The following is a 12,201-nucleotide window of genomic DNA, read 5'->3' as shown; positions in this document are numbered from 1 at the left end:
CTCTCATCCGCCTCCGAGTGGGCTCTGCACCGGAGCGCTCGGCACCGGTCCGAGAGTGCTCTGCACCGGCGTCACCGGCCTGGCCGCTGCGGGGACATCGAGGTGCACGCGGACGAGCGCATCGGGCACGGGGGTGAGCACGTGCGTCGCTTGGCGGGGTTGCGGATCGCCGCGCACCCACCAGCGCACCTCGAGATTCTGCGGCCGCACCTCCACGACGCGGCGCAGCACCTCCACGATGCCTCCTGCTTCCAGGGCCTCGCGTTCGGCGGCGCTGAGCGTGCAGGCCACGGCGGGCTCGCCATCCAGGCTTGCCTCGAGACGCTCCACTTGCACCTTTTTCTCCGCTGCCAGGGTGACCTCGACGGCGGTGCGCAGGTGGGCGGCGAAGCGGCGATCCAGATCGTCCAAACGCACCGCGGCCGCTTGCGCTTCCTCGAGCAGCCGGTCCAGGGCCAGATGGAACTGCTGCAGATCCTCCGGGGTCGCGGCGGTGTCGTGCGCCGCCCGCGCGGCGCGCAGCTGCTCCCGCACGTCCCAGGCGGCGAAGGGATCGAAATCCCAGTGCCGCTGGGTCGGCGCCGTGCTACCCGGTTCGGGCACGCGCTCGAAGGCGCGGAGCAAGAAGTCCCGGTTCTGGCGGAAGAACTCGAGGTGCCCCTGGGTCTCGTCGGCGCCCGCCCCGCGCCCCAGGCCGGCGAGCACCAGCAAGACGGCCGGGAGCCACAGAGGGCGGCGGAATCTGCTCGCCTTCCCGCGCATCAGCCCCTCCAAGAGCGGAGCACCTCGCCGCTCGCGGCATCGCAGACGACGAAGAGCCGCGTTCCCCCGGCGCGGGCGAAGACAGCGACCCAGGCGGTGCGCGGCGCGAAGACGCCGCGCACGAGGAGGAGATTCTCGGGGAGCGCTTGGGGCTCGCCATCGGCGGCTGCTTGACGGCAGGCGCGCTGCAGCACTTCGCCGCTGTCGAGCCAGGTCTCCAGTGCCGGTGCCGCCACGCTCACCGACTGATCTTCGGCGCGCACGAGCTGGCCGTCGCGGACGGAATAGCTCCGCATGGCGTGCAAGCCGGGGGAGTAGAAGAGATAGCCCCAGGCCTGGGCTCGCCCGGCGCCATCCAACGGCGTGTCGTTCTCCACCCAGACGAGCTGGGCGTCGTCGGCCCAGACATCGGCCGCCTGGAGCGCGACGGGGAGATTTTGCCGCGCCGTCACCGCTTCCCCGGCCCGGGCGCTCGAGGCCGCTCCGCAAGCCAGGAGAAAGATCGCGGCGCACACGCAGGTCGCCATCGCCCGTGGCAGGGTCGGCCGCGGGTCGTGACCCGAGCGCGCATGCTGCATCGTCATCACCTCCGCGGCCCGTCAGGCGTCGGCGCGCCCTTGCACGGGCTGCCGTTCCCCTCAGAACAGGAGTTCCGTGCCGAGACTGAACTCCAGGTTGTCCCCGTTGAAGCGGGTGAATTGATTCCCCACTTCGAGGCGGTGGTCCCGCACTTCCCAGCGCAAACTGAGCTGACGCGTCAGCCAGGCGCGTGTGCCCACCGCCAGGTACCAAGTGGGCTCGACGCGGGCGTTGAGGATCGTGGCGCCGACACCGCCGCCCAGGAACGGCGTCACCCGCCGCCGCGGCAGCACGTCGATCGCCATGCCGGTCTCGTAGAAGAAGACGTCGAAGGTCTCCTCCTCGAGTCGCAAGCCGTAGAGTTGCTCGATGACATAGGTGCTGCGGACAACGCGCGTCTTCCCCACGCCGACCTCGAAGGTGAAACGCGAGCTCAGGGCGTAGCCGAAGCGGCCGCCGAAGAGAAAGGCGTTGTCCTCGCGATCCGCGGCGTAGCTGCCGGCATAGACCGCGAGCAGCATCGTGCCCTGGCGTTCGCGCTTCCCCGGATCCGGGGTGAAGCGGAAACGATCGCGATCGACATCGTTGGTGAGCAGGCTCTCGTGCACCCAGCCGCTGGTGCCATCGGGCCCGGTGGCATGGAACCATTCGCCCGTCCGCGCATCGACGATCACGATGTCGTCTTCGAGCACCGTCGTCACCAGGGCATGCTCGAGTCCCGGGCCGGACCGCAGTACCGCCACCTGGGTGTGACGCACGCGCATGCGCGCTCGCGGGATGGAGTCGGTCGTCGCCACGCCGGGCGTCGGCTGCACCTGCGCCGCCGGCGAGTCCCCGGCCGCCCCGGCCGCAGCCGCGCTGCTGTCCGCGGCGCTCGAGCCGCTCTCCTCGGCGCCGACGGCGCTCGCCCCGAGACAGGCCGCGAAAGCCACGCCGAGGCACAGGCTCTTCTGCCGCATCCGTGTGTCCTCCGCTCGCCGTCAGCGCAAACGGACGCGCAGCGCCACGCCTGCTTGCACGTCGCGCACGTCACGTCGCTCCGTGCCCGATGGGGTCGCCACGTCCATGGCGTAGAAGATCCAGCTCGTCCTGAGCGCGATCCAGGCGTTGCCAGGCAGGTCATGCAAGACCTCTGCCGCCACCTGGCGTGTCCACGCGGCGGTCTCCCCCAGCGCGACCTCGAAGGTCTCGCCGCCGGCGCTGAAGACGACGCGATCCGGGTGATAGCGCAGCAGCAAGCGCCCGAGACCGGCGGCGGCCTGAAAGCCGAAGCCTTGGAGCTCGAGCGGGGCGCGCCAGCGCACTTCGGTCTGTACATCGGCGCGCTCGAGACGGACGCGTGGCCCCTCCAAGAGGCCGAAGTCGGTGTGGCGCGCCGCGCGACCGAAGGTGACGGCGCCTTGCCATGACTTCCAACCCACCGCGGCACCGAGCCCGAGGTGCGCCGTGCTCCTGCCATCCACACCGGCCGTTTTGGTGTAGAGCGGGCCGAGAACGAGCGCGCTCGCCTGCACCGGCTCCAGCCAGAGCTCGAGCGGCGCCGCCGCCGCGCTGCCACCGGCGAGTCCCAGCGCCAGCGCCGCGTGCAGCACCCGGCGCTTCACCGCGCCATCACCATCTTGCGCACCTGCATCTCGTCCAGCGCCTGCACGCGATAGAAGTAGACCCCCGACGACTGCAGGCGGCCCGCCGTGTCACGACCGTCCCAGGTGAAGGAATGCGGCCCCGCCGGCAGCGTTCCCTGGAAGAGCTGGCGCAGGCGCCGGCCTTTGACGTCGAACACCTCCACCGTCGCCTGCCCGGCCGCGGGCAGAGACAAGGAAATGGTCGTCATCGGGTTGAATGGATTCGGCACGTTCTGCTGCACGACGAGCCGGCGCGGCGCGGCGTCCGCGAGGACGAGCGTCTTTTCCGCGTGGCGGCTCTGGTCGTAGAGCGACACCGCTGCGAGCTCGACCCGGGCGGCGCCGTCCAGCTCAGGCAGGTCGAGCACCTGCGTTCCTGCCGGCAAGGTGCCGAGGTCGCGCCGCACGCTGCGCCCGTCGGCGCCGACGACCGCCGCGGTCACCCGCGCCGCATCGGTGAGCTGCATCTCGACGCCACCGTTGCTGGCCCGGCGCAGCGCGTTGATCTCGATCCCGAGATCGACGAGGCGAACGCCCCCGTTCTCGCGCCACGCTTCGAGGACGAGCGCCGAACCTTGGCCGCGCCAAGCAGGCGCGGTGGCGCCGGCCCGATGGTCGTGCACCCAGGCGAAGGGCACGGCGATGTCGCGCGGCGCTTGCAGCGACCGCGCGCCGCCGTTGAACGTGGCCAACACTTCGAGCGCCGGCGACACCTTCCACACGTCGTTCCGGCGGCGCAGCGTCAACAGCAGGTTGCCGTGATGGTCCGCATCCACCGAGGTCGCCTCCATGGGCAGATCGAGAGCGCGGTCCCAGCGCAAGCTGCCGCCGGCGAGAACGAGGCGCACCAGGCGATGATTGCCCGAATCGGTGACGAAGATCTCGTCGGTCGATACACCGTCGCGCCGGCCGACCGCCACCGCCCGCGGCGAGAGGAACTCGCCGGTGCCGGGGCCGGAATGACCGAACTCGGTCAGCTTGGTCGGCTGGTCGTCGTCGACGGCGAAGAGCGACAGGCGATGCGCCCCGGATTCCACCACCAGGACACGATCGTCCGCCGGGTCCGACGGCGTGCCGCCATCGTGCACCGCCACGTCCGTGGGCTGCGCCAGACCGTCCACGTGCGTGACGTATTGGAGCGCCGGGTCGGCGCCGCTGAGATCGAGCCGGAGCACGTGCAGCCGCCCGAGGGCGCGATCGGCTACGAAGAGCCGCCCATCCGGAGCGAAGGCGAGGCCGCGGGGCTCGCCGAACTGCTCCGGCCCCGCGCCGCCGCTGCCGAAGGAGCGCGGCGCCGCGCCCAGCTCGCCGAAGAGCAAGCGCTGCCAACGGGCGTCGCTCGTCACCGCCACCCAGCGCGACTCGACGTAGGGGAAGCGATCGTAGACATGAATGCTGCCGTAGACGGCGCTTCCCGCCGGCTCGGCCAGGAGTTCCCGTCCGAGAAGCCGTACGGCCTCGGAGCGGGTGAAGATGTCCACGCCCTGTTCCGGCGCCAGGGCCCGGGGGACGAAGGACTCCGCCGCAGCGCCCGGCGCCAGCAGCAGGAGCATCCAGGATAGCCAGCGCATATTGCCTCCCTCGTCGGCCTCAGAAGGGCCAGGTGAAGCCCGATTCCAACACGGTCGCCGCGAAGCTCTTGGAGTCGAAGTAGCGTTCGACCTTGAGATCGAGCACCACGCCGCGCGCCCACGGGGCGATCTGGAAGCCCGCGAAGGGGACGCTCAGCTTGACGCCGAAGAGATTCGAGGCGAAATCGTCGAGCTTGTAGTCGGCGGTGTAGTAGCCGTCCACGCCTTCGGGACTGGTGTACAGGTCGCGTTGGAAGGACGCCGCCGTCTGCGTGTGATAGCGATAGCGATAGCGGACGATAAGGTGGTTGCCCACGTACTGGTGGAGCTGCGCATCCACCGTCCCGGCGAGCACGCCCCAGTCGTCGCTGTACCAGCGCCCGCCCAGGGACACGGACGACCGTGTCATCAGGTAGCGGTCGAACTGGGCGAAGAGCGAGCGCCGGAAGCGCCGGTCCGGGTGGCGCTCCGGCACCACCAGGCCACCGGCGTACACGTGCCGGTAAGGGTTGCTCTGGAAGCCCATCACCCAGGTGCCTTCGAAGCCGACCGTTCCCCGGCTCTTGGGTGAGATCATCTGTGTCCACACGCAGGTGAGGTCCTCCGTGGTGCGCTGCTCCTCCGGCTGCGTGGTACCGCCGTGCGGCTCCGGCGTGATGGTGTCGAAGCCGTGGGAGAGGCCGAAGGAGAGGTTGGTGTTCCCCTGCTGGAAGTCGTGAGCCAGGCCGACGCCGATCTGCCGGCCCACGTAATCGCTCTCCTTGCTGTAGTAGAACGAGCCGTTGGTGCGCAGCCGGCCCGAGGCGGGGGTCCACTCCACGTTGCCCGTCGCTTCCTCGCGCAGCTTGTCGTAGCCCTGTTTGGAGAGTTCGACGCTCTGCACGGGCCGCGAGGCGGTGGTGATGGCGTCCACGTTCTCCGGCGATCCCGGCAGTCCCGGAAGGGGCGGCAACACCACGCGGTCCAGCGCTCCACGCAGCATGACCTTCCAGTCGTGCCGCAGCTCCTGCAGCCATTCGAGGGCGTAGGTTTCCACGCGATTGTCCTCGCTGTCGCTGAAGGTGTGCACGCCGGCGGTGACACGCTCTTCCGCCGCGGTGCCCAGGGGCGCCGCGAGGACGAAGAACACGATCGCCAGGCGGCGCCGCATCGCTCCCTCTCCTAGTTGCAAGCGCAGCCGCCACCGGCGCCAAGGACGCTGCCTTGCGCCCCCTCGCGGGTGGACAGCATCTTGCGCTCCGCCGCCGCTTCCCAGCGCGCGGCGCTGGGATCCATGATCCGATCCGAGAGGTACTGGCGCTGGTATGGCTTGACGTGCGCGCAGCCGGTGAGCGCGAGGAGGAGAAGAGCGCCGGCGCCCAGCCAGGCCCGCTGCCGTAACGCCACGCGCCGCCCCGAAGGGCCAAGCAGCTCGCGCCGCTCTCGCGGTGTCCGTTCGTCCCGCTTCATCGCTTGCCTCCTGTCGCTGCGATTTCCCGGCGCAACGCCTCCGCCCCGTCGTGCACGCGCCGGCCTTGCCGCACGATCGTCCCGTTGCGATCGACCAGGACCTGCCAGGGCAGCGCCGGCACCGCGAAGCGCTCGGCAATCGCGCCCTCCGGGTCGAGGAGGACGTGGCGCGGCAGCGTCACCTTGCCGGCGAAACCGCGGATGCGTTCCGGCTCCTCTCCGAGATTCACGGTGAGCACCACCAGGCCGTCGACCTCTCGCTCCAGCACCGCGAGCCGCGGCAGCTCGGCGCGGCAAGCGCCGCACCAGCTGGACCAGAAATCCAGGAGCACGAACTGGCCGCGGTAGTCCTGCAAGCGCACGGTCGTCCCGGCGAGCGTCTTCGCCTCGAAGCCCGGCGCCGGCGTTGCTGCCGCCTGGAGCGGCAGCAGCAGGGAGAGCAAAGCGATGCCAGCGCACCGTCTCATCGGTACTGCGCTCCCAGGTCCACCCAGACGGTGAAGAGACGCTTCTCCGCGTCGGTGAGCGCCTCGGCACCCTGCGGATGCGGCGGCTGGCCCGTAGCGCTGCCGAGGGCACGGAGCACGTCGATGAGACGGCTGCGGCGCGAGAATCCCGGCGTGACCACGGTGCTCTGCATCATCTCCATGTCGCCCGCCAGGCTCAGATATGCCTGCGGGAAGGTCTCCTGCGTGATGCTGTCCGTCACCGCCACCATGCGCAGATCCAGATTCGCCGGTGCCGCCACGGTGTCGACGACGGTGGCGCCGTTGACGACGCGAGGAATGAAGGTCGGCTGGTGGCAGCCGGTGCACTTGGCCTCGACGAGGGGTTGCAGCGTCTGGCCGAAGTTGATCACCTCGCGCTGCGCCACCGGTGTTTCCAGATCCGTGGCCGCCCGCGCCAGCGCCAGTGTGTTGAGATTGGCGCTGCTGCCCCGCGGGCCGTGGCAACCGGCGCAGCCCAGGAACTGCTCGCCCGGCCGCGCATAGACCCAGTTGCGTTTGGTCACCATGGAGCGGCCTTGCGCATCGAGCAGGTTGAAGGAAAGCGGCGTGTTGGCGGGCACACGGATGTGGAAGGAGCCGTCGCTCTCCACCGGTGCCACGCCGAGGATGCGCTTGCGTTCGAACTCCGTGGTGGAGATGCCGCGCGCATCGCCGGGGAAGGTGGGGATGGCCTCGATGACCATGACCTGCGCCACGTCACCCGGTTGCGGTCTCTCCTGCCCGTCGCCGGTCTGGCGGTTGAAGATGCTGCTCACGTGAAACACCCCGGTCGTCGCCCCCGGGTCCAACGTCGAGGGGACGGCCGGCGGGCGTTCCCGCGGCGCCACGAGCTGGGCGTCGTATTCCTGCGTGTTCGGATCGTTGTAGAGGAAGATCAGGTTCGAGATTGTTTCTCCCCCCTGACCGTCGGGAAGCACCTCGAAGGTGTAGAGGCCGTAGTCCGCCAGCTCCTCGTCGACCTCTTCATCGGCCGGTGTGCCTTCGCCGAACGGCAGGGTGTAGGAGACGACGAAGCGGTTGTTGCCGATCCAGCGCGGGTACTTGAAGGCGCCGCGCAGGAAGGGCGGACCGTCGAGCTCCACGTCGGGCGTGAGGGTCGCGATCAGCCCCGGCGTCGGCGGGTCGTCATGCGTGCCTTCCAGGCGCAGCAGCGCGATGCGGCCGGCATCGCCGTTCACCTCGTTGGAGAGGATGGCCACCAGCCGGCCGTCGGGCACGGCCTCGGGGTGGAAGAAGTTGAGGTCGTGGGGGCCGAAGAGATGGAAGGTGCCGCTGCCATCCGGACTGGTGGCGAAGAGCGGGAAGCGGTTCTGCGTCCCATGGTGGTCCCAGCGCGTGTAGGCGATGCGACCGCTGGGCAGCAGGAACGGGTCGAAGTCGTCGCTCATGTTGAACGAGATCTGCTCCATGCCGCTGCCGTCGGCCTGCACCACGTGCAGCACCTCGGTGAGGCTGCGGTTGTATTCGTCCAGATAGCCCGGACGATTGGAGGTGAAGGCGATCCTGCCGTCGGGCAGGTAGAAGGGATCGAAGTCGTCGCCGTCCCTGCCCTGGGCATCGACGCCGGTCACCCGGCGCAGGCCCGTGCCGTCGGTCCGGATCTCCCAGATGTTGCGCGGCGCGCCCGGTCCAGGCGCCATGGAGAAGAGGATCATCTTGCCGTCGAAGGAGACGCAGGGATCCTGGATCGCCGCATCGGCGTACTGCGTCAGCGGCCGCACCTCGCCGTCGGCGGAGATGGGCGACAGAATGTACAGGTTCGACGAGGCCCGGGTGCGGTTGAGCGTCTCTTCGGCGCTCGCCTTCACGAACACGAGCATCTCCGTGCTCTGCTCGCCCCCGAGCAGGTCGTCCGGAGCCGAACCGCGGCAACCCAGCACCGCGCCCAGGGCGGCGACGATGGTGGCGGATGTTCTGCACAGCTTCATGGTTCTTCTCCCCTGTCCGAGGCGCTGGAGGCGCCGAGAGGGCGATGGAACGCCAGTCCCGCGCTCCACTGCGTGTATCCCAGGAGACCGCTGTGGTCGTCCTGCTGATCCACGGCGCCGAGAGTGCGGGCTTCGAGGCGCAGCGCGATGTCGTCGCGCAGGTGGATCTGCGCGCCGCCGCCGGCGTGCAGCACGAGCTTGGTCACGGTTTCGGCGTTGATGGAGGTGCCCGGGAAGACCTGGATCGTGCCCAGGCCGGCGACCAGGAACGGCCGGAGATGACGGTTGCCGAGAACGGGAACGACCGCACCGATGTGGTGCAGCGCCGCGTGCGTGCCGCTGCTCGGGTTGTGCGCGATGGTCGCCTCGAACCCGAGGCGGCGTGAGGGCTGGTAGCCGAGGTGGAGGCTGTAGAGCGGCTCCGCACCGAGCTGTCCCGCGGTGACGGAGAAATGGAGCGACGGTGTGAACACTGCGCCCGCTGCGACGTCGGGCGCCGGAATGACCGCGCCCGTCGGGGCGTCCTGCGCCTGCACCAGCGACGCCCAGCAGCAGCCGAGCACCACGCTGCCCGCCGCGACCCAACGAGATCTCATGGCACCGCCTCCGGTGTGATCCACTCGAGCATCGTCACGTAGTCCGTGTCGCTGGTGTCGACGAAGATGTCGCCACCGCCGTGCACCACGCCGCCGGCCGCGACCGCGAGAGGCTTCTGGAGCAACGGGCTCTGCGGCGGATCCCAGGGTGTCACCAGGCCGCGCACGGCGAGGAAGTCCGCCTCGGGAAAAGCACCGCCCGAAAGCAGCAACTCTCCCGAACCCTGGCCGCCGTGGCAGGCCATGTTCGAGCAGCCGCGTGATTGCAGGATGGGTTCGATGCTGGCGGCGAAGACCGGATAGTCCAGCGAGACTTCCTGTCCCCCCCCGGGCGCCTGCGGCTCCGAGGGGCCGCACCCGAGGCAACCGGCGAAGGTTGCGCAGAGGAGCCGGGTTCCCCAGACATGCCAGCGCCGCCCCACGGCGGACGTCTCCATGCGCGCCGGGCCTCGACTCATGCTTCCCCCCACGGCTTCCCCGGCCGCCGGGCGTGCCGCCGCGGCTGCTTCACCCGACCCGGAGTGTTCGCTGAACTGCAAATCCTGTGCGAGGCGGGAGGACGCACCCAACACGGCGTCTCGCGCCGCGGGCGCGGGCGCCGCGGCGCGCCTGGAAGTCAGGGTGGGAAACGGTGAGATCGTCCGGCACCGCAGGGTGCACTGCCGTCGCTGCACTCTGCGGAATCACCCAAGAGGTGCTCTACGATCGGCGGAGCCATGCGGGCATTGCCCCACCTGCTCACTCTTCACGGCCGGGGAGGTCGCACGCCGGTGACTTGCCGCGGCTCGGAGCCATCATCCTTCATCACCCAGATCTCCATGCGGCCCGAGCGGTTGCTTTGGAAGGCGAGACGCTTGCCATCCGGGAACCAGGCTGGGGCTTCGTCGAGAGTGGCTTCCTCGTGGGCCGCGAGCTTGTGCACGGCACCACTCTCGAGGTCGACAATCCAGATGTGCGCACGGTGACTGCGGCTGTTGGACACTTGGAAAGCCAACCGCCGGCCGTCGGGTGACCAGGCCGGCACCTGTGCCGAGCCCTCGTCCGCGGTCATGTGCGTCACTGCTCGATCGCCGGTGCCATCGGCGTTCACCACGTGCACCTGCAGCACCCGCGAGGAATCGCCGTGGGTGTAGGCGAGGCGCTTGCCGTCGGGCGACCAGGCCGGGTTCCACGCCGTGTCCCGTCCGCCGGCGACGAACCGCGCTCCAGAGCCATCCGCGTTCGCGACCGCGAGCGCCGTCCGGCGCCAGGGGCCCACGAGGTAGGCCGCCCGCTTGGCGTCGGGCGAGAGCACCGCGTTGCGTCCTGGGACCGTCGCGACGAGGCGACGGCCGCCGCCTCCGGGGTTGACCGCGACGACGCAAGCGCTGTCGGCGCCGGCGCCGGTGACGAGGATCTCCTTGCCGTCTGCCGACCAGCGACCGCGCTGCACCGCGCCCCCAGCGATCCGGTGCTCGCCCGCCCCATCGACACCGATGACGAAAAGGGCAGACGCGCTGTCACGATCGGAGACGAAGGCGATGCGGGAGCCATCCGGCGAGACGGCTGGAAGAGTGTTGCTCGAAGGACGGGCACTGGGTTGCTGCGCACGCAGCGCCACCGGACCAGCCGCGATCAGCAGAGTTGCGAGAAGACGTCGCACCGTACCACGCTCCAGGGCGAGGGTGCCTCGCGCAATGCTACTCCATCGCCAGGGGAGCAGCCGTCAGTGAATACGGCATTGGTGGGGGCCCCGGAAATGCGGGCTGCCCTCTTCAGGGGGACGAGGGACCAGCAGTGCTCTGCAAGGCGTAGAGCGTATAGAAGAACGGGCCCGGGCGCGACAGGCCGAGGTTGGGGCCGATGCCCCACCCGTCCAGTTGTTGATGCAGAGGTGCTCTTTCTTTGCCGATGAAAGCGGTATAACCGCTGGCCAACCTTAACGAAAGAGAATCTTGAGATTGCTCCAGGACGTGGAGGCGATCGCATCGGGGGCCACGGTGACGCGGATACAGCGCAGCGCCGGGCTGCGGATATCCCAATGAGGTGGATATGCCTGCAGGAATGCGACCTGGATGCGATAGAAGCTGCCCAGAGGCGTGAACCTCGTAATCTCGACAGGGCCCACGCTCTCCCAAACCCCTCCACATGTATCCAACGAGCGGGTGATGAAAATGACCTGACCTGCACCCTCGGGAGTACAACCGAGCGAGTCGGCGTAGCCTTTGATCTCGACGTACAGCGGAAGCACGTTACCAAAACTGGAACCGTCGTAGGTCTCCAGAGCGATAGTGATGGGGCCTACGGCCCGGAGCGGCGCCCAAGAGACATAGCCGCGGTGAAACCAGAAGACCCCACAGCTCGAGACCGGAACGCCTTCGCTCTCGACGCACGCACTGGTGTCCGGCAAGCAGGAATGAAGTTCCGTGTTTTGAGCGATCCCAGCGGTGCAGAGAAGGGTCGTGAAGAGGAGCCGGACGACGAATGTCATGGATCACGCTTTATCTGAAGAGACTCTTCACCCGGCTCCAGGAACCAACGGCGTTCGGCGTCTGGCTCGTGACGGGAGTGACGCGCACGCAATCGACGCTGGGGCTTGACAAGGTGGGGAACCTCCAGAAACCTTTCAGTCGCAACGCATAGCTTCCATCGATGGCGAGGATCTCCCTCAGGTCGACCGGGCCGAATACCTCCCAGCCGCCTCCACACACCTGTATGCCACTCGCAACGCCCACCACGTGGCCGGGGATGCTGGGATAGTACCCAAACTTGCAAAACTCAGCGGTTGTGGAGTCAGACAGGGGAACGACTTCCACGTATAATGGTAGATTGAAAGCGAAGGCGCCCCTGGTTTTCAGCTCAACTGTGATCGGACCGACGTATCGAAGTGGGTACCAGGCGACATTGAGCACTTCGGAAAAGATGCCGCCGCAGTCGTCGAAGAGCTCGTGCTGAGGAATGCCACAATCAGGCCACGAGGCTTCTCCCCAGGTGATGCACTTGTAGAGTTCCGTTGGTTGAGACGCCGCAGGTTTTACGAGGCTCATCGCGAGCGAAAGCACGAGTCCCGTCACCCGCATCCCACACCACCTAGTGCAACTACAAGACACTGGGATCATGCCAAAGAAGCAACCTTGGACGCCTCCCCTCCGTGATAGATACACCTACAGACAGGAACACGACAACCTCTGTATGGCACGTGC

The 12,201-nt window shown here is 68.6% G+C and carries 14 protein-coding genes; all 14 read right to left on the bottom strand.

Annotated features, from left to right (window positions below; all coding sequences use genetic code 11):
• Positions 1-3: 3 nt before the first annotated feature.
• The 14 genes from VFE28_13920 to VFE28_13855 all read right to left on the bottom strand — a co-directional run bounded on the left by VFE28_13920 (position 4) and on the right by VFE28_13855 (position 12,078).
• On the bottom strand, positions 4-762 hold the full coding sequence (locus VFE28_13920) for a hypothetical protein (protein HZM17095.1): 759 nt from the start codon (positions 760-762) through the stop codon (positions 4-6).
• Positions 762-1,340, bottom strand: a complete 579-nt coding sequence (locus tag VFE28_13915; protein HZM17094.1) for a hypothetical protein — start codon at positions 1,338-1,340, stop codon at positions 762-764. The genes VFE28_13920 and VFE28_13915 overlap by 1 nt, the downstream gene beginning before the upstream one ends.
• 60 nt (positions 1,341-1,400) lie before the next feature.
• The gene (locus VFE28_13910; GenBank protein ID HZM17093.1) at positions 1,401-2,300 is read right to left on the bottom strand and encodes an SH3 domain-containing protein; all 900 of its coding nucleotides are present in this window, start codon (positions 2,298-2,300) and stop codon (positions 1,401-1,403) included.
• Positions 2,301-2,321: 21 nt separating this feature from the next.
• Entirely contained in the window at positions 2,322-2,945 is a 624-nt protein-coding gene (locus VFE28_13905; protein HZM17092.1) for a hypothetical protein, read from the bottom strand.
• Positions 2,942-4,537: a FlgD immunoglobulin-like domain containing protein gene (locus tag VFE28_13900; GenBank protein HZM17091.1), complete on the bottom strand. Its 1,596-nt coding sequence runs from the start codon at positions 4,535-4,537 to the stop codon at positions 2,942-2,944. The genes VFE28_13905 and VFE28_13900 overlap by 4 nt, the downstream gene beginning before the upstream one ends.
• A gap of 19 nt (positions 4,538-4,556) precedes the next feature.
• Entirely contained in the window at positions 4,557-5,687 is a 1,131-nt protein-coding gene (locus VFE28_13895; protein HZM17090.1) for a DUF3570 domain-containing protein, read from the bottom strand.
• A gap of 11 nt (positions 5,688-5,698) precedes the next feature.
• The gene (locus tag VFE28_13890) at positions 5,699-5,986 is read right to left on the bottom strand and encodes a DUF4266 domain-containing protein (protein HZM17089.1); all 288 of its coding nucleotides are present in this window, start codon (positions 5,984-5,986) and stop codon (positions 5,699-5,701) included.
• The gene (locus VFE28_13885) at positions 5,983-6,453 is read right to left on the bottom strand and encodes a TlpA disulfide reductase family protein (protein HZM17088.1); all 471 of its coding nucleotides are present in this window, start codon (positions 6,451-6,453) and stop codon (positions 5,983-5,985) included. Before VFE28_13885 ends, VFE28_13890 begins: the two co-directional genes overlap by 4 nt.
• A complete protein-coding gene (locus VFE28_13880; protein ID HZM17087.1) occupies positions 6,450-8,423 on the bottom strand; it encodes a hypothetical protein in 1,974 nt (657 codons plus the stop codon). Before VFE28_13880 ends, VFE28_13885 begins: the two co-directional genes overlap by 4 nt.
• Complete coding sequence (locus tag VFE28_13875; protein HZM17086.1) at positions 8,420-9,019, bottom strand: hypothetical protein; 600 nt, start codon at positions 9,017-9,019, stop codon at positions 8,420-8,422. Before VFE28_13875 ends, VFE28_13880 begins: the two co-directional genes overlap by 4 nt.
• Positions 9,016-9,477, bottom strand: coding sequence for a hypothetical protein (locus VFE28_13870; GenBank protein ID HZM17085.1), 462 nt, complete (start codon positions 9,475-9,477; stop codon positions 9,016-9,018). Before VFE28_13870 ends, VFE28_13875 begins: the two co-directional genes overlap by 4 nt.
• A gap of 287 nt (positions 9,478-9,764) precedes the next feature.
• Positions 9,765-10,661, bottom strand: a complete 897-nt coding sequence (locus VFE28_13865; GenBank protein ID HZM17084.1) for an LpqB family beta-propeller domain-containing protein — start codon at positions 10,659-10,661, stop codon at positions 9,765-9,767.
• Positions 10,662-10,937: 276 nt separating this feature from the next.
• Positions 10,938-11,489: a hypothetical protein gene (locus VFE28_13860; GenBank protein ID HZM17083.1), complete on the bottom strand. Its 552-nt coding sequence runs from the start codon at positions 11,487-11,489 to the stop codon at positions 10,938-10,940.
• 10 nt (positions 11,490-11,499) lie between these two features.
• Positions 11,500-12,078, bottom strand: coding sequence for a hypothetical protein (locus VFE28_13855; protein HZM17082.1), 579 nt, complete (start codon positions 12,076-12,078; stop codon positions 11,500-11,502).
• Between the last annotated feature and the right edge of the window lie 123 nt (positions 12,079-12,201).

Source organism: Candidatus Krumholzibacteriia bacterium (genome assembly GCA_035649275.1).
Taxonomy (GTDB): domain Bacteria; phylum Krumholzibacteriota; class Krumholzibacteriia.
Note: the sequence above shows the minus strand (reverse complement) of the source record. Positions and strands in the feature narration are given on the sequence as shown.